General features: G+C 63.9%; 16 protein-coding genes. 3 read left to right on the top strand and 13 right to left on the bottom strand.

Annotated features, from left to right (window positions below; translation table 11 throughout):
* Positions 1-3: 3 nt before the first annotated feature.
* The 3 genes from LK542_RS20775 to LK542_RS20765 form a co-directional block, all read right to left on the bottom strand.
* A complete protein-coding gene (locus LK542_RS20775) occupies positions 4-492 on the bottom strand; it encodes a response regulator (RefSeq protein WP_227813416.1) in 489 nt (162 codons plus the stop codon).
* Positions 493-509: 17 nt separating this feature from the next.
* Complete coding sequence (locus tag LK542_RS20770) at positions 510-2,675, bottom strand: CHASE3 domain-containing protein (RefSeq protein ID WP_227813415.1); 2,166 nt, start codon at positions 2,673-2,675, stop codon at positions 510-512.
* A 108-nt stretch (positions 2,676-2,783) separates the two neighbouring features.
* Positions 2,784-4,271: an aldehyde dehydrogenase gene (locus LK542_RS20765; RefSeq protein ID WP_227813414.1), complete on the bottom strand. Its 1,488-nt coding sequence runs from the start codon at positions 4,269-4,271 to the stop codon at positions 2,784-2,786.
* A gap of 156 nt (positions 4,272-4,427) precedes the next feature.
* On the opposite strand from LK542_RS20765, the gene LK542_RS20760 reads away from it, so the two are divergent.
* Entirely contained in the window at positions 4,428-5,972 is a 1,545-nt protein-coding gene (locus tag LK542_RS20760; RefSeq protein ID WP_227813413.1) for a catalase, read from the top strand.
* Between the two features lie 190 nt (positions 5,973-6,162).
* The gene (locus LK542_RS20755; RefSeq protein ID WP_227802000.1) at positions 6,163-7,623 is read left to right on the top strand and encodes a sodium:solute symporter family protein; all 1,461 of its coding nucleotides are present in this window, start codon (positions 6,163-6,165) and stop codon (positions 7,621-7,623) included.
* A gap of 172 nt (positions 7,624-7,795) precedes the next feature.
* Here LK542_RS20755 and LK542_RS20750 read toward each other — a convergent pair whose 3' ends face one another.
* The 3 genes from LK542_RS20750 to LK542_RS20740 all read right to left on the bottom strand — a co-directional run bounded on the left by LK542_RS20750 (position 7,796) and on the right by LK542_RS20740 (position 11,536).
* Positions 7,796-9,238 carry an aspartate aminotransferase family protein gene (locus LK542_RS20750; RefSeq protein WP_227813412.1) on the bottom strand — a complete coding sequence of 481 codons (1,443 nt, stop codon included), beginning with the start codon at positions 9,236-9,238 and terminating at the stop codon, positions 7,796-7,798.
* 28 nt (positions 9,239-9,266) lie between these two features.
* The gene (locus LK542_RS20745; RefSeq protein WP_227802002.1) at positions 9,267-10,637 is read right to left on the bottom strand and encodes a glutamine synthetase family protein; all 1,371 of its coding nucleotides are present in this window, start codon (positions 10,635-10,637) and stop codon (positions 9,267-9,269) included.
* A gap of 128 nt (positions 10,638-10,765) precedes the next feature.
* A complete protein-coding gene (locus tag LK542_RS20740) occupies positions 10,766-11,536 on the bottom strand; it encodes a gamma-glutamyl-gamma-aminobutyrate hydrolase family protein (protein ID WP_227802003.1) in 771 nt (256 codons plus the stop codon).
* A gap of 679 nt (positions 11,537-12,215) precedes the next feature.
* Between LK542_RS20740 and LK542_RS20735 the strand changes: the two genes are divergently transcribed.
* Positions 12,216-12,899, top strand: a complete 684-nt coding sequence (locus LK542_RS20735) for a choice-of-anchor K domain-containing protein (RefSeq protein WP_227813411.1) — start codon at positions 12,216-12,218, stop codon at positions 12,897-12,899.
* Positions 12,900-13,010: 111 nt separating this feature from the next.
* Here LK542_RS20735 and LK542_RS20730 read toward each other — a convergent pair whose 3' ends face one another.
* The 7 genes from LK542_RS20730 to LK542_RS20700 all read right to left on the bottom strand — a co-directional run bounded on the left by LK542_RS20730 (position 13,011) and on the right by LK542_RS20700 (position 20,153).
* Positions 13,011-13,394, bottom strand: coding sequence for a nucleotide pyrophosphohydrolase (locus LK542_RS20730; RefSeq protein ID WP_227813410.1), 384 nt, complete (start codon positions 13,392-13,394; stop codon positions 13,011-13,013).
* Positions 13,357-14,052, bottom strand: coding sequence for a carbonate dehydratase (can, locus tag LK542_RS20725; RefSeq protein ID WP_227802005.1), 696 nt, complete (start codon positions 14,050-14,052; stop codon positions 13,357-13,359). Before can ends, LK542_RS20730 begins: the two co-directional genes overlap by 38 nt.
* Before the next feature lie 99 nt (positions 14,053-14,151).
* Positions 14,152-15,276: a molecular chaperone DnaJ gene (gene dnaJ, locus LK542_RS20720; RefSeq protein ID WP_227802006.1), complete on the bottom strand. Its 1,125-nt coding sequence runs from the start codon at positions 15,274-15,276 to the stop codon at positions 14,152-14,154.
* 126 nt (positions 15,277-15,402) lie between these two features.
* Positions 15,403-17,343, bottom strand: coding sequence for a molecular chaperone DnaK (dnaK, locus tag LK542_RS20715; protein WP_227802007.1), 1,941 nt, complete (start codon positions 17,341-17,343; stop codon positions 15,403-15,405).
* A gap of 193 nt (positions 17,344-17,536) precedes the next feature.
* Positions 17,537-18,136 carry a nucleotide exchange factor GrpE gene (gene grpE, locus LK542_RS20710; RefSeq protein ID WP_227813409.1) on the bottom strand — a complete coding sequence of 200 codons (600 nt, stop codon included), beginning with the start codon at positions 18,134-18,136 and terminating at the stop codon, positions 17,537-17,539.
* 392 nt (positions 18,137-18,528) lie between these two features.
* Entirely contained in the window at positions 18,529-19,644 is a 1,116-nt protein-coding gene (gene hemH / locus LK542_RS20705) for a ferrochelatase (RefSeq protein ID WP_227813408.1), read from the bottom strand.
* An 80-nt stretch (positions 19,645-19,724) separates the two neighbouring features.
* Entirely contained in the window at positions 19,725-20,153 is a 429-nt protein-coding gene (locus tag LK542_RS20700) for an organic hydroperoxide resistance protein (RefSeq protein ID WP_227802010.1), read from the bottom strand.
* Between the last annotated feature and the right edge of the window lie 160 nt (positions 20,154-20,313).

Here is a 20,313-nt window from a genome sequence, read left to right as displayed (position 1 = left end):
ATTTCATTGGTGGGCGCCCGCGGCGGCCGGCGGCGCGGTCAGGTTGTTCCTGAACCAGTACAGGTCGAGCACGCCGAGCAGCTGGACCAGGCCGTGGAAGGCCACCGGTTTCTGCAGGTAGGAGTTGGCGCCCAGCGCATAGGCCTTCTGGATGTCTTCGTCCTCGCCCGAGGACGTCAGCACGACCACGGGCGTCGCATCCAGCACGGACTGGCTGCGCACCCAGCGCAATACCTCGAGGCCGGAGCGCTTGGGCAGCTTCAGGTCGAGCAGCACCAGGTCCGGGAGCGGATGGCGCTCGCGGTCGGCAAAATGCGCGCCGCCGTCCAGGTAGGCCACGGCTTCGTCGCCGTCTTGCACCACCTGCAGCGACACCGACAGGGCAGCCTTCTTGACGGCGCGCCGCGCCAGCAGCACATCGTCCGGATTGTCCTCCACCAGCAGGATGACCGGCAGTCCGGTCGCGTCGTCCTCGTCGCTCATGCTTTCCATCGCTTGTTTCCTTGTCGTCAGTCGGCAGCCTGCATGGCCAGCTCGAAGGTGGTGCCGCCGCCCTCGCGGTCGAGGATGCGCACCGTGCCTTCCATGCGCTCGAGGCCTTTCTTCACGATCGCCAGGCCGATGCCGGTGCCGGGGTAGCGCTCATGGCCGTGGAGGCGCTCGAACACCCCGAACACGTGCTCGCGGTGTTCGGGCGCGATGCCAATGCCATTATCGCCGATCAGGAGGCGGACTACCGCGCCATCGCGCATTCCCGCGATCGCGATGCGTGGGGTCACGCCCTTGTCCACGAACTTGATGGCGTTCGACACCAGGTTGGCGATGACCTGCACCAGGATGGTCGCATTGCCGCGCACGACCGGCAAGGGCCAGGCGAGCTCGAAGCGCGCGCCGCTTTCCGCCACCTGGGCCTCGAGGTCGCGCAGCACCGTCTTGACGACGGCGCCGAGCTCGACCCGTTCGAGGCGCAGCTCAGAACGCGACAGACGGCTGTAGGCCAGCAGGTCGGTGATCAGGCGGTCCATGCGCACCACCGCGGCCACGATCCGGCCCGCGAACATCCTGCCGTCCTCGGACATGCGCTCGGCCTCGTCCTCGAGCAGGGCGGTGGCGAATCCCTCGACGTTGCGCAGCGGCGCGCGCAGGTCGTGCGCCACGGTGTGGGCGAACGCGCGCAGCTCGGCATTCGCTTCGGCGATCTGTTCGGTCCGTTCCTCGACCCGCTGCTCGAGCAGCTGGTTGGCTTCGATCAGCTTGCGCTGGGCAGCCTTGATCTGCGTGACTTCCAGCAGGGCGACGACGACGCCTTCCAGCCGCGCCCCATCGAGGACCGGATAGAAACTGGCCAGCCAGTCGCGCTGCCGCGCCGGAACGCCGGCCGCAGGATCGCCGTCCACACTGCTGCTGAACTCGACGCCGCTGACCTGGCGGCAGTCGCGCACGACCTGCTCCAGCACGGCGCCGACGCGCTCTCCCAGCGGCGGCGGCAGTACGAGCATCGGCGCCACGCCGATCATCTCGCGCTTGGATTTGCCGGCCGCATCGGCCAGCGCATCGTTCAGTTCCGCCAGGCGCAGGTCCGCGTCCAGCAGGCCGAGGCCGACGGGAACGGCGCGGTAGATGGTCTCGATCTGGGCCAGCCGGCGGCTGAGTGCGAGCTCGGATTCCTTGCGGGTGTGGATGTCTTCGGTCAGGCCGTACCAGGCCACGATGGCGCCGGTCTCGTCACGGCGCGGGGCCGCGCGCGAGCGCATCCAGCGCGCCTCGCCGGCGGTGGCGCGGATGCGGAACTCGACATCGAGGGGCTCGCCGTTGGCCACCGCCTGCGCCCAGGCCTGGAGCATGGCGGGACGGTCTTCGTCGAGCACCGCGCTCGACCAGCCGGCGCCGGGAACGGCTTCGCGCGCCTGCCCCGTGAGCGACAGCCAGCGGTCCGAAAAGGTTTCGATGGCGCCCGCGGGCGAGGCGCGCCAGGGTATCTGGGGATTGAGTTCGATCGTGTAGCGGTAATTGGCCTCCGATTCGGACAGCGCCTGGGCCCGGGCCAGCAGGCGCCCGGCGTCGCGCGAAGACAGCACCCACAGCAGGACCACCAGCGCGATCGCCGTCGCGCCGGTGGTGGCGAAGGCGGCGATCAGTTCGCGGCGCCCTGCCTCGACCCGTGCCTGGCGCTCGCCCAGCAGGCGCTGCTCCTCGGCGCGGATCGCCACCGACAGCGCCAGGATGCGCTCCTTGAGCCGCAGGCCCGACTCCAGGGTTGCCAGGGTGGGTGGATGGCCGGCCTGCTGTTCCTGCAGGACGCGCTCGAGCAGGTCGAAGCGCGTGCGCAGCGCCCCCTCGAATTCGCGCAGCGAGGCCTGCTGGCGCGGATTATCCTGCGTCAGCAGGCGCAGTTCGGCAACCTGGGGCAGCACGGCATCGCGTGCCTGGCGGTAGCTCGCCAGGAAGGGCGTGCTGCCGGTCAGCAGGAAACCGCGCTGGGCTGCTTCGGCTTCGCTCGTGTGGGCGATGGTGGACTGGACGTTTTCCAGCACCTCGCGGGTGTGCACCACCGACTGGAACGAAGCGGACTGGTTGCGGATGCCCTGGGCCAGTACCGCAAGCGCGGCCGCCAGCACCAGCAGGCTGAGGATGGTGGCGATGGTAACCGGGGGGCGCAGCGTGAATTTCTTCATAAAAACTTGCTGTCACATTCCACTGGTAAATGGCATGCGATAGCGGAATCCTGATCGGCCAAGCATACACGAGCGCCCCGAGGGCCGCCTCACGGGAGAGCCAGGCGCTTAGCGCACCTGGATCCAGGTCGTCTTCAGCTCCGTGTACTTGTCGAACGCATGGAGCGACTTGTCGCGCCCGTTGCCCGACTGCTTGTAGCCGCCGAAGGGCACCGTGATGTCGTCGTTGTCGTACTGGTTCACGTGCACGGTGCCGGCACGCAGGGCGCGCGCGGTGCGGATCGCCTTGCCCATGTCCGCCGTCCACACCGCGGCGGCGAGGCCGTAGGGCGTGGCGTTGGCCTGGCGCACGGCCTCATCGAGGTCGGTGAAGGACAGCACCGACAGCACCGGTCCGAAGATCTCTTCACGCGCGATGCGCATCGTGGGGTCGACGCCGTCGAACAGGGTCGGCTCGATGTACAGGCCGCCGCTGTCCTGCCGCGCCGCGGCACCGCCTGCGCGCAGCCGTGCGCCTTCGCGCTTGCCGTCCTCGATGTAGCCGAGCACCGTCTTCATCTGGATCGGGTCGACGATCGCGCCCATCACGGTGGCTTCATCCAGCGGGTCGCCCGGCGCGTAGCGCGGTACCAGCGCCATCGCCTTTTCCAGGAACGCATCCTTGATCGACGCTTCGACGAACAGGCGCGAAGGCGCGTTGCAGCTCTCGCCCTGGTTGAAGTAGATCGCGCCGATCGCGCTCTCCACCGCGGCGTCCAGGTCGGGGCAGTCGGCGCAGACGATGTTGGCCGACTTGCCGCCCAGTTCGGTCCAGGCGCGCTTCAGGTTCGATTGGCCGGCCATCTGCAGGATCTCCTTGCCGACGCGGGTCGAGCCGGTAAACGCAATGCAGTCCACGTCCATGTGCAGGGCCAGCGCGCTGCCGGCCTCGTTGCCGTAGCCGGGCAGGACGTTGAACACGCCGGGCGGCACCCCCGCTTCGAGCGCCAGCTCGGCCAGGTGCAGCGACGTCAAGGGCGCTTTTTCCGACGGCTTGAGGACCAGGCTGTTGCCGCTTGCCAGCGCCGGGCCGATCTTCCAGGCCGCCATCAGCATCGGGTAGTTCCAGGGGATGACGGCGGCCACCACGCCGCTAGGTTCGCGCGTGACCAGGGCCAGGCTGTCCTCTCCCGTGGGCGCCACCTGATCGTAGATCTTGTCGATCGCCTCGCCGTACCAGCGGATGCAGTTCTGCGCCAGCTGCACGTCCACGCTCAGGCTGTAGCGGATGGGTTTGCCCATGTCGAGGGTTTCGAGCAGGGCCAGCTCGTCCCGATGCGCCAGCATCAGGTCGGCGAAGCGGATCAGGATTTTCTTGCGCTCCGCGGGCGCCTTGCCGGCCCAGCGCCTGTCCTCGAAGGCGGCGCGGGCGGCGCGCACGGCCGCGTCGGCGTCCTGGCCGTCGCAGCGGGCGACCTCGGCCAGCTTGCGGCCGTCGACCGGTGAGAAGCAATCGAAGCGGTTTCCTGAACGCGCATCGACCCGGAACCCATCGATGAAGGCGCGGCCGTCCGTCCGCAAGCTATCTGCCCGTTCATGCCACACAGAATTCGTCATCGCTGTCTCCGACTGTTAGCTATTGCTGACAATCTTAGCGCGTCGAGGCCTTTCGACTAAATACTATCGCCGCGATTGGAACAATCAATTTCTTCAATCATATGCATGAGCAATAGAATAATTCTCTCGAATGACATTAATCGATAGAGAGAAGTTATGAAAACTCGGCACTTTCCTACCGGCCGCATGGTCGCATGCAGCCTGACCCTCGCAGTTGGCCTCATGGCCATGATCAACGGCGCCAAGGCCCAATTAACAAAAGATAACGGCGCCCCCGTCGGCGACAACCAGAACAGCCAGACCGCCGGCCCGAATGGCCCGGTGCTGCTGCAGGACGTGCACCTGGTGCAGAAGCTGCAGCGCTTTGACCGCGAGCGCATCCCGGAACGCGTGGTGCACGCGCGCGGCACGGGGGCCCACGGCAGCTTCACCGCCACCGAAGACCTGGGCGAACTGACCCAGGCCAAGTTGTTCAGCAAGGGCAAGGTCACCCCGGTGTTCGTGCGCTTCTCGACCGTCATCGGCGGCGCCGGCTCGACCGAGACCGCCCGCGACCCGCGCGGCTTCGCCACCAAGTTCTACACCGAAGAGGGCAACTGGGACCTGGTCGGCAACAACCTGCCGATCTTCTTCATCCGCGATGCGATCAAGTTCCCGGACATGATCCATTCGCTCAAGCCGGACCCGGTGACCAATACGGGCGACCCCCAGCGCGCCTTCGACTTCTTCTCGCATATCCCGGAAGCGACGCACATGCTGACCCGCGTCTATTCCAATTACGGGGTGCCGGCGAACTACCGCGAAATGAACGGCAGCAGTGTCCATGCCTACAAATTCGTGAACGCCAAGGGCGCCTACACGTACGTCAAGTTTGCCTGGAAGTCGCGCCAGGGCGAGCGCAACCTGCGTCCGGCCGAGATCGGCGCCGTGCAGGCCAGGACCACCAACCATGCAACCTCCGACCTGTACGAGGCGATTGGCAAGGGCCAGTTCCCGACCTGGGACCTGACTATCCAGACGCTCAAGCCGGAAGACCTGGACAAGTTCGACTTCGACCCGCTCGATGCGACCAAGGTCTGGACCGGAGTACCGGAACGCAAGATCGGCACCATGGTGCTGAACCGCGTGCCGGACAACTTCTTCGAATCGACCGAGCAGGTCGCCCTCGCCCCGGGTAACGTGGTGCCGGGTATCGAACCGTCGGAAGACCGCATGCTGCAAGGCCGCCTGTTCTCGTACAACGACACCCAGATCCACCGTGTGGGCACCAACTACCAGTCGCTGCCGATCAACCGCCCGCTGGTCCCGGTCAGGAACCACCAGCAGGATGGCGCCGCCAACATCAGCGGCCGCACCGGTTCTGTGAATTACGAGCCGAGCCGCCTGGCGCCGCTCCCGGCCAGCCCGCATGCCCGTGCTTCCGCCCTGCCCCTGCGCGGCGCCACCCAGCAGCAAGGGATCGCCAAGACCCTGAACTTCCGCCAGGCAGGCGAGTTCTACCGCTCCCTGAGCAAGCAGGACCAGGATGACCTGATCGCCAACCTGTCCGGCGACCTCAAACGTGTGAGCAACAAGGACATCCTGCACACCATGCTGTCGCACTTCTGGAAGGCCGACGCCGGCTACGGCCAGCGCCTCGTGAAGGCGGTCGGCGCCGATGCCGACACCATCGCCAGGTTGGCGGCCGCGCTGAAGGAATAAGCGCTCCTTTTATATAGCCCACCCCAGCCCACCGGCCCGCCATGGCTTCCATGGCGGGCTTTTTCCATTCCTTCCCATTCAAGCAACATCTGCGACAAAAGCGAGCAAAGTGTATGCCCGCGGCAGGAATCTGCCTTTATAATCGCGGATTTTCCGCCCGATAATTTTTCCTCCTCGGAGCCACGACCGCATGAACACCACTTTGATCGTTTTCGTCGCGCTTTACCTGCTCGGTACGCTGGGGCTCGGGATGTGGGCGGGCACGCGGATCAAGAATACCAGCGACTTCGCCGTGGCCGGCCGCAGCCTGCCGCTGATCATGGTGATCACGACCACCTTCGCCACCTGGTTCGGCGCCGAGACCGTGATGGGCGTGCCGGCCAAGTTCGTGCAGGGCGGCCTGAACGCCATCATCGAAGACCCGTTCGGCGCCGGCATGTGCCTGATCCTGGTCGGCCTGTTCTTCGCTTCCAAGCTGTATAAACTGAACCTCCTGACCATCGGCGACTACTACCGCCAGCGCTACGGCAAGGGCATCGAGGTATTCTGCTCGGTGGCGATCATCCTGAGCTACCTGGGCTGGGTGGCGGCGCAGATCACGGCCCTGGGCCTGGTGTTCACGGTGCTCACCAATGGCGCGATGGCGCCGGCCACCGGCATGGTGATCGGCACCCTGGCGGTGCTGATCTATGTCGTAGTGGGCGGCTTCCTGGCGGTGGCGATCACCGACTTCATCCAGATGATCGTGCTGGTGGTGGGCATGACCATCATCGCCTTCTTCGCGGCCGACCTGGCCGGCGGTCCGGACAAGGTGCTGGCGATGGCGCAGCAGGCCGACCTGTGGCGCGTGCTGCCGGAGCCGAGCTTCACCGACATCGCCTTCTTCGTCGGCGCGGCCGTCACCATGATGTTCGGCTCGATCCCGCAGCAGGACGTGTTCCAGCGCGTGATGTCGGCCAAGGACGCCCCGACCGCGCGCACCGGCGCCGTGATCGGCGGCGCCAGCTACATCCTGTTCGCCTTCGTGCCGATGTTCATCGTGGCCGCGGCCGTGGTCGTGATGGGCAACTCGGCGATGGAGATCGCCAAGAACGACTACCAGCGCCTGCTGCCGACCTTCATCATGACCAAGATGCCGCTGGTGATGCAGATCCTGTTCTTCGGCGCCCTGCTGTCGGCGATCAAGAGCACCTCCTCGGCCACCCTGCTGGCGCCGTCGACCAGCTTTGTGGAGAACATCCTGAAGAACCTGCGTCCGGGCATGAGCGACAAGCAGCAGCTGTTCGCGATGCGCCTGACCATCGTGATCTTCGCCGCGCTGGTGCTGAGCTACGCGATCGCGATGGAAGGCACCTCGATCTATGAACTGGTGTCGAGCGCCTACCAGGTGACCCTGGTCGGCGCCTTCGTGCCGCTGGTGATGGGCCTGTACTGGAAGCGCGCGACCACCCAAGGCGCCATCCTGTCGATCGGCGCGGGCATCGTGGTGTGGCTGCTGTTCTTCCCGCAGCTCACCAGCTGGGGCGAGCACTTCCCGGGACAGCTGGCGGGACTGCTGGCGGCGTTCGTCGGCATGTTCGCGGGCTCGCTGGCGCCGCAGTTTTTCCGCAATGGCGGGGAGCCGACGAAGCATATCGTGGCGAGCGCTTGAGTTCACACTAAGCGACGGAATGGGATCCCGGCCTTCGCCGGGATGACGTGCTAAGGTAGCGGGCCTGAAGGTAACGTTATCTCTACTCACTAGCTGTAAAACCGTCATCCCGGCGCAGGCCGAAATGATGCCACTGGCATCATTTCGTCCAAGTTTGCCAGAAGGCCTGCAGCTACTCCATCCACCCCTTCTGCACCACCTCCTCCAGCGTCAAATCCAGGCAATACCCGATCCGCTCCACCATCTCGTCGATCTGCCCCACCGTGATCGACAGCGGCGGCGCCACGATCATGCGGTCGCCCACCGCGCGCATGATGACGCCGTTGTCGAACATGTGCTTGCGGCAGACCATGCCCACCGCGTGCACCGCGGGGAAGGCCTCGCACTCGTGCCTGGATGCCCCCTTGCGCCGCACCAGGTTCAGCCCCGCCGTCATGCCGCAGGTCTCGGCATGCCCAACCAGCGGATGCATCGCCAGCGATGCGAAGCGGGACTTCAGGTGCGGCCCGGTTTCCAGCGCCACCCGCTGCACCAGGCCCTCGGCCTCGATGATGCGCAGGTTCTCCAGCGCCGCCGCGCAGGCCGCGGGGTGGCCGGAATAGGTGAAGCCGTGGTTGAAGTCGCCGCCCTTCTCGATCAGCATGTGGGCCACGCGAGAACCCACCAGCACGCCGCCGAGCGGCACATAGCCCGAGGTGACGCCCTTGGCAAAAGCGATCAGGTCGGGCTGGAATTTCAACAGCTCGCAGCCGAACCAGGTGCCCAGGCGCCCGAAGCCGCAGATCACTTCGTCCGACACCAGCAGGATGTCGTACTTGTCGCAGATGCGCTGGATCTCTGGCCAGTAGGTCGACGGCGGGATGATCACGCCGCCCGCACCCTGCACCGGCTCGCCGATGAAGGCGGCCACGCGCTCCGGCCCCACTTCCAGGATTTTCTGTTCCAGCCAGCCCGCCGCCTCGAGGCCGAAGGCCGCTTCGCTCATGCCCTGCCCGTGCTCCGCGTAGCTGGGCTGGCCGATGTGGACGATGCCGGGAATCGGCAAGCCGCCCTGGGCGTGCATGCCCGCCATGCCGCCCAGCGAGGCCCCCGCAAGGGTGGAGCCGTGGTAGGCGTTGCGGCGGCTGATGATGACTTCGCGCCCGGGCTTGCCGGCCAGCTGCCAGTAGCGCCGCACCATGCGCACGATGGTGTCGTTCGCTTCCGAGCCGCTGCCAGTGAAGAACACGTGCTGCATGTTCGGCGGCGCCAACCGCGCCAGCAGCGCGGCCAGCTTCACCGCCGGCACGTTGGTGGTGTTGAAGAAGCTGTTATAGAAGGGCAGCTGCAGCAGCTGGGCGTGCACCGCGTCGGCGATGCTGGCGCGCCCGTAGCCGGCGTTGACGCACCACAGCCCGGCCATGCCGTCGATGATCTTGTTGCCTTCGGAATCCCACAGGTAGACGTCGTCGGCGCGGACGATCACGCGCGCGCCGCGTTCGCGCAGCGCGGCGTGGTCGGTGAACGGGTGCAGGTAGTGCGCGCTGTCGAGCTGCTGCAGGGCCTGGGTGTCATAGGTCTCGGATGCCTCGGGCGCAGTCACGCGCAGCGAGGCCACCATCGAATTGGTTGTCATGGCTGGCTCCCATTGTCGTGAGGACCAGTTAGACGTGCAGCAGCAGGTGTTCCCGCTCCCACGGACTGATGACGCGCATGAACTCCTGATGCTCGAGGTCCTTTACCGCAGAGTACACGTCGATGAAGCGCTCGCCCAGGACGTCGCGCAAACGGTCTTCGCGGCGCAACAGGGTGATGGCCTCCGACAGGCCTTGCGGCAGCTCGACCGGCATGTCGTAGGCGCTGACCTCGACCATCGGGCTCGGATCCAGCGCATCCAGCATGCCCAGGTAGCCGCAGGCCAGCGTGACCGCCAGCGCCAGGTAGGGATTGGCGTCGGCGCCGATCACGCGGTTCTCGACGCGCCGGTCCTGGGCGCCCGACACCGGCACCCGGAAGCCCACGGTGCGGTTGTCCATGCCCCACTGCAGGTTGATCGGCGCCGCCGAGTGGCGCACGATGCGGCGGTAGGAATTCACGTAGGGCGCGATGATGGCCATCGCCGAGGGCATGTAGCGCTGCAGGCCGCCGATGTAGTGGCGGAAGGCCGGCGCGGGGGAACCATCCGGGTTGCTGAAGATGTTACGGCCGGTTTCCAGGTCGACCACGCTCTGGTGCACGTGCATCGCCGAGCCGGGCTCGTCAGCCATCGGCTTGGCCATGAAGGTGGCGTACATCTCGTGCTTGAGCGCCGCTTCGCGCAGGGTTCGCTTGAAATAGAACACCTTGTCGGCCAGGCCGAGCGGATCGCCGTGCAGGAAGTTGATCTCCATCTGGCCGGCGCCGATCTCATGGATCAGGGTGTCGACGTCGAGGTTCATCATCTCGCAATAGTCGTAGATGTCCTCGAACAGCGGGTCGAATTCGTTGACGGCGTCGATGCTGTAGACCTGGCGGCTGGTCTCGGCGCGGCCGCTGCGGCCCACCGGCGAGGTGAGCGGCAGGTTGGGATCGATGTTCTTGGCCGTGAGGTAGAACTCGAGCTCGGGCGCCACCACGGGCTTCCAGCCGCGCTCGGCGTACAGCTTGAGCACGCGGCGCAGCACGCTGCGCGGCGCGTAGTCGACCAGCTTGCCGTCGGCGAAATAGCAGTCGTGGATGACCTGGGCGGTCGGGTCGACCGCCCACGGCACCATGGTGATGGTGGTCGGGTCGGCCTTCAGGATCATGTCGCGGTCAGTGGCCGCGATGGCGCGGTTATACGATTCGTCGCGCTCGGGAGTGTTGCCGGTGACGGTCATGCCCAGCACCACTTCCGGGATGCGCATGCCGCGGTCGTCGGTGAATTTCACGCGGGGGAGGATCTTTCCACGGGCGACGCCGGTCAGGTCGGGGACCAGGCATTCGATTTCGGTGACCCGTTTCGCGTTGAGCCACTCCTCCATGTCGGTGTAAGAAAAATTGTCGCGGATTGCCATGATTGCCTCACTGTCTGGTTCGTCGATACGCACGACCGGCCAGGCCGGGTGCGCTGGTCACATCAGGCAGGGAAGCTATGGGACGGCGCTGGTCGTCCACAGAAAGGCCGTCTCGAGAGCAGTCGACATCATGCGGAGCTCCGTTGCAGGGCTTGTTTCTGCGCCTGGTATTCACGGCAGGCATTGCCGAAGGCGCCGAACATCTTCATCGAATAGGGGTTGTGCTGGATGCGCCATTCGGGGTGCCACTGTACCGCCAGCGTGAAGCCGGGCGCGGTGGAGACCGAGAAGGCTTCGACCAGCCCGTCCTCCGCTACTGCTTCGACGCTCAGGCCCGGTGCGAGTTCATTGACGCCCTGCCCGTGCAGCGAGTTCACCGGGATCTCCGACGCGCCCAGCATGCGCTCCAGGCAGCCGCCCGGGGTGATGGTGACGTTGTGGGCGTCCCCGTACTGCTCGTCCATGCCGAGCTCGGGATTCTCGCGATGGTCGAACTTGCCGGCCACGGTCTGCACCGCCTGGTGCAGGCTGCCGCCCATGGCCACGTTCATTTCCTGGAAGCCGCGGCAGATCGCGATGATCGGGATGCCGCGCTTGACCGCTTCGCGGATCAGGGGCAGCGTGGTCTGGTCGCGCGCCGGGTCCTGCGGCAGCGAAGGGTCGAGCACTTCCTCGGAATAGTAGCTGGGGTGCACGTTCGAGGCGGAGCCGGTCAGCATGATGCCGTCGCACAGGGCTAGCACCGTTTCCAGGTCCAGCGATTCGCCCAGGGAAGGCAGGATCATGGGTGCGCAATCGGCGCCGAGGACGACGGCGTCGACGTACTTGTGTTGAGCTGCGTGATAGGGGTGTTCGCCGAAATCACGCGTGCATGCGGGGACGATGACGATGGGGCGCATGGTCTAAACCTTGTCGTGAAGCGCACGAAACCATGATACGGGCATTCTGGTTCGAACGCGATGGGGCTTCATTAGGGTTGCTTCAGATCAAATTTCCTCATGCGAGCACGCGTCGCAATCATTGATCTGTGTCGGAACATAGTTCCGTAACAAAATATTAACTGCAACCTCAAACCCATGCCAACACGATAAAGCCTAGCTCAGGCATGAAACTTTATTTCACGAGGTCGGCACTCATGAATATTGTTACCTAAGACCGACCACGTCTAGCAAATGTCGAAAAAATTTACAGTTGAAAAGATCAACGTATTCAATTATTTGATGCGTTAAGGAAATTACCTTAATGCTGAGGTTTAAATCAATCTAACTTTCACAATCGATAGCGCGTAAATACCATTTCATGACATTGCAATTTCCTCTAATCATCATTCAGTTAATTGTAGGGGATAAAGTTGCTCTGGAAAACGCAAGACTGTATTTCTCTCTTCACAATAGTCGAATTAATTTACATTGACCACTGATGACAAAAATAAACATACTAAAAATCAGAGGCATATGCGGTTGGCATGAATTTCGCTAAAAGGCCCATGCCAACTAAAGAAAGGAGAACTTACTCAAATAAAACATTCTGAAAATTAATTGCTTGAGAAAAATATTATTACATCCTGAAAGGAAGATCATGTTCAAGCATTCGGCAATTCGCGCAGCCATTCTCGCCGCACCGTTGCTCCTGTCGACTTCCATGGCCGATGCAGCAATCGTCACGGGTAGTTCCAATGGATCGTTTAGCAATCCCAGCTGCCCAGGGGCACCCATCTGCTCAACCGTCAATACGACCCAAGGTTCGGATACCCAGGTTCGCTGGGGTGCGATCCTCGTTCCCTCTACGCTCACCGCGATGGATCGCAACTGGAACGTGTCCACGGATGCGAACGATGTGGTCCTGGCTGAACTGCGCTGGTTTAACGCGTCGACGCTCGATGTGCTTACGCCGGACACATTCAATGTCAACTATTTCCTGTCGATTAACTTTACCAGCCCAAACGCTTCTAGCGATTCTGAAACCGTTAACCTGAACATTACCAACACCGATAATGCCGCAGGCGACACGATCGGCGGCCTGACGCTGGCCGATCTTTCCAACCTGTCATTCACCCTGAATGGCGTTGTGGTCAACGATTTAAAGTATATGTTGAGCAGCGGCGGAAGCTTCAACAACAATGTCTGGTACAACCCCGAGCTGAACGAATCCAGGATGTTCATCACGGCCGACTTCAGGGCCGTGCCCGAACCAGCCTCGCTCGGCCTGCTCGCGGCCGGCTTCCTCGGCCTCGGCGTGCTGCACCGCCGCCGCCGGGTCTGAACTGCCGGGCAAACAGCACCGTGACGCGGCCGGGCCGCATCGCGGTGCGCTTTTCGGGAAATGCCATGAATTGCCCCGTGCCAGGCTGACGCAGGAGACGCCGGGCGAAGCTTACTTCTTGTACTCGTAGTACTTCCGCGCATCTCCCTTCACTTGCTCGGCCGGGTACTTCTCGCGGTTGAGCACCATCTTCTCCTGCACTGCCACGAACAGGTCGACGTCGAGCTTGTCCGCCAGGCGCACGAGATACACCAGCACGTCCGCCATCTCGTGGCGTACCGCTCGCTGCTTGTCCGGCCCCAGCTCGTCGAGCCGCCCATGCTGCAGCCACTGGAAGTGCTCGAGCAGCTCGGCCGCCTCCACGCTGAGGGCGGAGGCGAGGTTCTTGGGCGTGTGGAACTGGTCCCAGTCGCGCTCGTCCACAAACGTGCGGACGAGCTCGCGCAGACGGATCAGATCACTGTCCGCGGCGTTCGTCACGAACCTGGTCCCCATCCATGTAGCCCTGCAGCACGCGCTCGAGCTTCGGTGCGATCTCCTCGAAGCTGCTGACGGTGATGCCGAGGTCGCGCAGCAGGCCGTCGTGCACGCCATAGACCCAGCTGTGGATGGTGAGCGGCTGGCCGCGTTCCCAGGCGTCGCGCACGATGGTGGTCTGGGCCACGTTGATCACCTGCTCGGCCACGTTCAGCTCGACCAGGCGGTTGACCGCCGCCTTGCCGGCCACGTTGCCGAGATACTTGCCATGCTTGTCGCGCACGTCGCGCACGTGGCCGAGCCAGTTGTCGGCCAGGCCCACGCGAGTGCCGGTCAGGGCCGCGCCCACGCCCGAGCAGCCGTAGTGGCCGCACAGGATGATGTGCTTCACCTTCAGCACGTCGATCGCGAACTGCAGCACGCTCAGGGCGTTCAGGTCGGAGTGCGCGATCACGTTGGCGATGTTACGGTGAACGAACAGCTCGCCCGGCGCCATGCCCAGCAGCTCGTTGGCCGGGACGCGGCTGTCGGAGCAGCCGATCCACAGGTATTCCGGGGCCTGCTGTTCCGACAGCGCCTTGAAGAAGTTCGGGTCTTCGGCCACCATCGAGGCGGCCCATTTGCGGTTGCGTGCGAAGAGGTCTTCGGCGGTCACGCCCGTCGTCTTGTTTTCCAATTTCTCTCCTGTCTGATGCGTGCTGAATAGACGAAAGTATACCAGCCGGGCGAAAAAAAACCGCCGGGGCCTTCGCCGCCGGCGGTTCAGTATGGTCTCTTACTCGAAGAAGTCCTTGACCTTGTCCATCCAGCCCTTGCTCTGCGGGCTGTGCTTGGCCCCGCCTTCGCTGGTGGAGCGCTCGAACTCGCGCAGCAGGTCCTTCTGCTTGTCGGTCAGCTTGACCGGGGTCTCGACCACCACGTGGCAGAACAGGTCGCCGGTGTAGCCCGAACGGACGCCCTTGACGCCCTTGCCCTTGAGGCGGAAGGTCTTGCCGGTCTGGGTGCCTTCGGGCACCGTGAACGACACCTTGCCGGTGAGCGTAGGCACTTCGATCTCGCCGCCGAGTGCGGCTTTCGCGAACGAGATCGGCATTTCGCAGTGCAGGTCGTCGCCTTCGCGCTGGAACACCGGGTGCGGCTTGATGTGGATTTCCACGTACAGGTCGCCCGACGGTCCGCCGTTGGTGCCCGGCTCGCCGTTGCCGGTCGAGCGGATGCGCATGCCGTTGTCGATGCCGGCCGGGATCTTCACTTCGAGCGTCTTGTTGCGCTTGATGCGTCCGGCGCCGCCGCAGGCCGCGCACGGTTCCGGGATGATCTTGCCGCTGCCATGGCACTTCGGGCAGGTCTGCTGGATGCTGAAGAAACCCTGCTGCATGCGCACCTGGCCGTGGCCCGAGCAGGTGGTGCAGGTGACCGGCTGGGTGCCCGGCTTGGCGCCGCTGCCGTGGCAGGTGTCGCACTTGTCCCAGCTCGGCACGCGGATGGTGGTCTCGTAGCCGTGGGCCGCCTGCTCCAGGGTGATCTCGAGGTTGTAGCGCAGGTCGGCGCCGCGGTAGACCTGCGGGCCCGAGCTGCGGCCACGTCCGCCGCCGAAGATGTCGCCGAAGATGTCGCCGAAGGCGTCGCCGAACCCGCCTGCCCCGCCACCGAAGCCGCCGCCGCCCATGTTCGGGTCCACGCCGGCGTGACCGTAGCGGTCATAGGCCTCGCGCTTCTCCGGATTGGTCAGCATCTCGTAGGCTTCCTTGACCTCCTTGAACTTCTCTTCCGCTTCCTTGTTGTCAGGGTTGCGGTCAGGGTGGTATTTCATCGCAAGCTTGCGATAGGCCTTCTTGATGTCGTCTTCCGACGCGGTCTTGGCGACCCCGAGGATCTCGTAAAAATCACGCTTTGCCATTGGCGGCACCTTGCTTGTTGTACTGGTAAAACGGTGGTTGCAAAAAAACCGAGCCGGGGAACCTGGTGGTCGCAGCGGCTCGGCGATTCCCGCGAGAGGGCGGCTTCAAGGCCGCCCCACCGGGGATTACTTCGCGTCTTTCACTTCCTTGAAGTCCGCGTCCACGACGTCGTCCTGCTGCGGCTGCTGTTCGCCGCCAGGCTGCTGGCCACCGGCTGCGCCGGCAGCGCCAGCCTGCTGCGCCTGCATGTCGGCGTACATCTTCTCGCCCAGCTTCTGGGCCGCAGTCGACAGGGCCGCGGTCTTGGCGTCGATGTCCGACTTGTCGCCGCTCTTGATCGCGCCTTCCAGGTCGGTGATGGCCGCTTCGATCTTTTCCTTCTCGCCGGCGTCCAGCTTGTCGCCGTACTCGGTCAGGGACTTGCGGGTCGAGTGCACCAGCGCGTCACCCTGGTTGCGGGCTTCGGCCAGTTCCTTGACCTTCTTGTCCTCTTCCGCGTTCAGCTCGGCATCCTTCACCATCTTCTGGATTTCTTCTTCCGACAGGCCCGAGTTGGCCTTGATGGTGATCTTGTTTTCCTTGCCGGTGGCCTTGTCCTTCGCGCCCACGTGCAGGATGCCGTTGGCGTCGATGTCGAAGGTCACTTCGATCTGCGGGGTGCCGCGTGGTGCCGGCGGGATGCCTTCGAGGTTGAACTCGCCCAGGCCCTTGTTGCCCGCTGCGATCTCGCGCTCGCCCTGGTAGACCTTGATGGTCACGGCCGGCTGGTTGTCGTCGGCGGTCGAGAACACCTGCGAGAACTTGGTCGGGATCGTGGTGTTCTTGTGGATCATCTTGGTCATCACGCCGCCCAGGGTTTCGATACCCAGCGACAGCGGAGTCACGTCCAGCAGCAGCAGGTCCTTGCGGTCGCCCGACAGCACCGAGCCCTGGATCGCGGCGCCGACAGCGACGGCTTCGTCAGGATTGACGTCGCGGCGTGGCTCCTTGCCGAAGAATTCCTTCACCTTTTCCAGGACCTTCGGCATGCGGGTCATGCCACCGACCAGGATGATGTCGTCGATGTCCGAGACTTTCACGCCGGCGTCCTTGATGGCGACACGGCACGGCTCGATGGTCTTGGCGATCAGTTCTTCCACCAGCGCTTCCAGCTTGGCGCGGGTGATCTTCAGGTTCAGGTGGACCGGCGCGCCGTTCGCCATGGCGATGTACGGCTCGTTGATCTCGGTCTGCTGCGAGGACGACAGCTCGATCTTGGCGCGCTCGGCCGAAGCCTTGATGCGCTGCAGGGCGATCGGGTCCTTCGACAGGTCGAGGCCGTTGATCTTCTTGAATTCGTCGATGATGTAGTCGATCACGCGCTGGTCGAAGTCTTCGCCGCCCAGGAAGGTGTCGCCGTTGGTCGACAGCACTTCGAACTGCTTCTCGCCATCGACGTCGGCGATCTCGATGATCGACACGTCGAAGGTGCCGCCGCCGAGGTCGTACACGGCGATCTTGCGGTCACCCTTGTCGGTCTTGTCCAGGCCGAATGCCAGCGCGGCCGCGGTCGGCTCGTTGATGATGCGCTTGACGTCCAGGCCCGCGATGCGGCCGGCGTCCTTGGTCGCCTGGCGCTGCGAGTCGTTGAAGTAGGCCGGCACGGTGATGACGGCTTCGGTCACTTCTTCGCCGAGGTAGTCTTCGGCGGTCTTCTTCATCTTGCGCAGGACTTCAGCCGAGATTTGCGGCGGCGCCAGCTTCTTGTCGCGCACGCCGACCCATGCGTCGCCGTTGTCGGCGCCCAGGATCTGGTACGGCATCAGCGAGATGTCTTTCTGGACTTCCTTCTCCGCGAATTTGCGGCCGATCAGGCGCTTCACGGCGAACAGGGTGTTCTTCGGGTTGGTCACAGCCTGGCGCTTGGCCGGGGCGCCGACGAGGATCTCGCCGTCTTCCTGGTAAGCGATGATCGACGGGGTGGTGCGCGCACCTTCCGCGTTTTCGATGACCTTAGGCTGGCCATTTTCCATGATCGCGACGCAGGAGTTGGTGGTTCCCAGGTCGATACCGATGATCTTGCCCATGTTTGTTTTCCTTTTAAATGCTGTAGTTTCGGATTAATTCAATATTGGGAAATACCGCGCTCTTTCAAGGGCGAACCTACTGCGCGTTGCACTGGCGGTTTGCGATGCCCGCTGTACTCCCGTACAGCTGCGCTTCTCAACCACCATTGCCGCCGCTCGCTACGGTTCGTTAGGCGCAGCGTCCAGCTCCTGCTTACTTCGGCGCTGCAGCCGTCACGATGGCCGGACGCAGCAGGCGGTCGGCGATCATGTAGCCCTTTTGCAGCACGGTGACCACGGTATTGGCCTCCTGCTCGGACGGCACGACGGCGACGGCCTGGTGCTTGTTCGGGTCCAGCTTCTCGCCGGCCTGAGGCATCACCTCGAGCAGGCGGTTCTTTTCAAACGCGGCGCTCAGCTGCTTGAGCGTCATTTCCACGCCTTCGCGGATCGCTTCCACGGTCTGGGTTTCGACCTTCAGCGCCATTTCCAGGCTATCGCGCACCGGCACCATGGCCTCGGCGAAGCTTTCGATGGCGAATTTTTGGGCCTTGGTCACGTCTTCCTGGGCGCGGCGGCGGATGTTCTCCGCGTCGGCCTTGGCGCGCATGAAGGCGTCGTGCATCTCGGCCAGCTTGGCTTCGGTGGCACTCAGCTGGGCTTCCAGGTCCGACTGCGCCGACGTTGCGTCGCCGGTCGGCGGCACACCGGCCTGGCCCGCGCTTGCCTGTGCAGCCTCGTTGGCGGCAGCAGCGGTGGCGGGGTCAATGCCGTTGCCCTGCTGGGACAGCTCTTGGTTTTCTTGGTCTTGCATCGAAAAAACTCCTAGAATCAAGGACTTGGCTGAATTGGTAACGTATCCTGCCGTACTCACAGGCCCCTACATGGGGCGATGTCCTACATTTTCAAGGGGCATTTCCAGTTCGCCCCATGAAAAAGTAGAAATCATTTGTTACAAGATTTACGGTTTCCCTGAATCATTTCCCAGCGAAAAGTCTTAATCTTCCTGACAAGCTTGCGGCATGGGCCGCAGCTGCCGGGGATGAGACATCATGAGACTTCAACTGATCAGTAGCGCCGTTGTGCTGTACACCATCGCGGTGCTGGCATGGCTGTGCTACGTCGGTATCGGCGCGGCGCCCTGGCATTGATGGGCAACCGCCTATTTTAGCAGCTTGTCAAGGCGCGTCCCTGCGCGCCCTCGGCTCAGACTCCCGCCGGAGCGCCCAGCTGGGCCGCATGCTGCGCCCCGACCTGCACGTCGCGCTTCTGCGCCGCGCGCTGGGCCGGCGTGAGAATGGTCGGCCAGCCGATCAGGTGCTGTTCCGCGATTTCGGCCAGGCCCGTAATCCAGGCCGGCGCTTCGTTCAGGCAGGGAATGTAGTGGTATTCCTTGCCGCCCGCGGCTTCGAAGTCGTGCCGCACTTCCATGTTGATCTCTTCCAGGGTTTCCAGGCAGTCGCTGGTAAAACCCGGACAGATCACGTCGATGCGCTCGATCCCCTGGCGCGCCAGTTCCTGCACCGTGGGCGCCGTGTACGGCTGCAGCCACTCGGCCTTGCCGAAGCGCGACTGGAAGGTGACGATGTATTCGTCGGCGCCCATGCCCAGGGCAACGGCCAGCAGGCGCGCGGTCTTCTGGCATTCGCAGAAATAGGGGTCGCCCAGCATCAGGGTGCGCTTGGGGGTGCCGTGGAAGCTCATCACCAGCTTCTGGCCGCGGCCGTGCGCTTCCCAATACGATTCGACCTGCTCGCGCAGCGCCTCGATGTAGCCTTCGTGGTCGTGGTAATGGCGCACCAGGCGCAGTTCGGGGATGTTGCGCACCTGCGCATAGTGGGCGTAGACGGCGTCCCAGACCGAGGCGGTGGTGGTGCCGGAATACTGGGGATAGGCGGGCAGCACCACGATGCGCTGGCAGTGCTGTTCCTGCAGCCGGTCCAGTACCTCGGGCAGCGAAGGCGAGCCGTAGCGCATCGCCATTACCACCTTCACGCCTTCGTGGCCCCGTTCGGCGAGCGTCTTTTCCAGCAGCGCGGCCTGCTTCTGGGTGTGCACCTTCAAGGGCGAACCCTCCTTGGTCCAGATCAGGCGGTACTTGGCGGCCGACTTCCCGGAGCGGAACGGCAGGATGACCAGGTTCAGGATGAACCACCAGATCCTGGCCGGGATCTCGACCACGCGCGGGTCGGAAAGGAACTGCTTCAGGTAGCGGCGGACGGCCTTGCGGCTGGGCTCGTCCGGCGTGCCCAGGTTGACCAGCACGATGGCGCTGGAGGGCACGGTGCCATGGGTGAAAGGCGGTTCTTTTCTGAAGGGCATGTGTGAAGGGCGTTAACCGGGGGACCGCCATTATAAGTGGCGCTCCCCTGCTTTACGTGTCTACGGCAAACAACACCGGGTCAGGTAGTGGTGTGCAGGCGCACGTCGATGTTGTTGCGGGTGGCGTTCGAGTAGGGGCAGACCACGTGGGCCTTGTCGACCAGTTGCTTCAGTTGGGCCTGGTCCATGCCGGGGGCCTTGATGGTGAGGTCGACCTCGATGCCGAAGCCGGTCGGGATCTGGCCGATGCCGACGTCGCCGGTGACGGTCAGGTCCTGCGGCAGCGTCACGTTCTCCTTGCCTGCCACGAACTTGAGGGCGCCCAGGAAGCAGGCCGAATAACCGGCCGCAAACAGCTGCTCGGGATTGGTGCCGGAGCCGCCACCACCGCCGAGCTCTTTCGGGGTGCTCAGCTTCAGGTCAAGCACGTTGTCGGAACTTTTCGAGCTACCTTCGCGGCCGCCTTGCGAGGTGGCCTGGGCGCGGTACAGCACTTTGTCGATGCTCATTCGAACTTCCTCCTGTGTTGTTGTGGACGGTCCGCGGATGCGGAGCGTTTATCACTTTGCCACAGAATGGTGAAAGGAGGATGACGGTAGGGTGATCTAGTCCAGTAGACCAGATCAAGTTTCGCCGACCGCGCGCTCAGCCGGCTCGTGAACCGACCTT

The sequence above is a fragment of the Massilia sp. IC2-477 genome, assembly GCF_020707265.1.
In the GTDB taxonomy this organism is placed as follows: domain Bacteria; phylum Pseudomonadota; class Gammaproteobacteria; order Burkholderiales; family Burkholderiaceae_D; genus Telluria.
The sequence above is the reverse complement of the archived record's forward strand: the minus strand, read 5'-3'. Positions and strand labels throughout refer to the sequence as shown.

What these genes read in the sequence shown, in the direction of transcription:
- LK542_RS20775 (WP_227813416.1), bottom strand. Translation starts at nt 492, where the DNA reads ATGGAAAGCATGAGCGACGAGGACGACGCGACCGGACTGCCGGTCATC.
- LK542_RS20770 (WP_227813415.1), bottom strand. Translation starts at nt 2,675, where the DNA reads ATGAAGAAATTCACGCTGCGCCCCCCGGTTACCATCGCCACCATCCTC.
- LK542_RS20765 (WP_227813414.1), bottom strand. Translation starts at nt 4,271, where the DNA reads ATGACGAATTCTGTGTGGCATGAACGGGCAGATAGCTTGCGGACGGAC.
- LK542_RS20760 (WP_227813413.1), top strand. Translation starts at nt 4,428, where the DNA reads ATGAAAACTCGGCACTTTCCTACCGGCCGCATGGTCGCATGCAGCCTG.
- LK542_RS20755 (WP_227802000.1), top strand. Translation starts at nt 6,163, where the DNA reads ATGAACACCACTTTGATCGTTTTCGTCGCGCTTTACCTGCTCGGTACG.
- LK542_RS20750 (WP_227813412.1), bottom strand. Translation starts at nt 9,238, where the DNA reads ATGACAACCAATTCGATGGTGGCCTCGCTGCGCGTGACTGCGCCCGAG.
- LK542_RS20745 (WP_227802002.1), bottom strand. Translation starts at nt 10,637, where the DNA reads ATGGCAATCCGCGACAATTTTTCTTACACCGACATGGAGGAGTGGCTC.
- LK542_RS20740 (WP_227802003.1), bottom strand. Translation starts at nt 11,536, where the DNA reads ATGCGCCCCATCGTCATCGTCCCCGCATGCACGCGTGATTTCGGCGAA.
- LK542_RS20735 (WP_227813411.1), top strand. Translation starts at nt 12,216, where the DNA reads ATGTTCAAGCATTCGGCAATTCGCGCAGCCATTCTCGCCGCACCGTTG.
- LK542_RS20730 (WP_227813410.1), bottom strand. Translation starts at nt 13,394, where the DNA reads ATGGGGACCAGGTTCGTGACGAACGCCGCGGACAGTGATCTGATCCGT.
- dnaJ (WP_227802006.1), bottom strand. Translation starts at nt 15,276, where the DNA reads ATGGCAAAGCGTGATTTTTACGAGATCCTCGGGGTCGCCAAGACCGCG.
- dnaK (WP_227802007.1), bottom strand. Translation starts at nt 17,343, where the DNA reads ATGGGCAAGATCATCGGTATCGACCTGGGAACCACCAACTCCTGCGTC.
- grpE (WP_227813409.1), bottom strand. Translation starts at nt 18,136, where the DNA reads ATGCAAGACCAAGAAAACCAAGAGCTGTCCCAGCAGGGCAACGGCATT.
- hemH (WP_227813408.1), bottom strand. Translation starts at nt 19,644, where the DNA reads ATGCCCTTCAGAAAAGAACCGCCTTTCACCCATGGCACCGTGCCCTCC.
- LK542_RS20700 (WP_227802010.1), bottom strand. Translation starts at nt 20,153, where the DNA reads ATGAGCATCGACAAAGTGCTGTACCGCGCCCAGGCCACCTCGCAAGGC.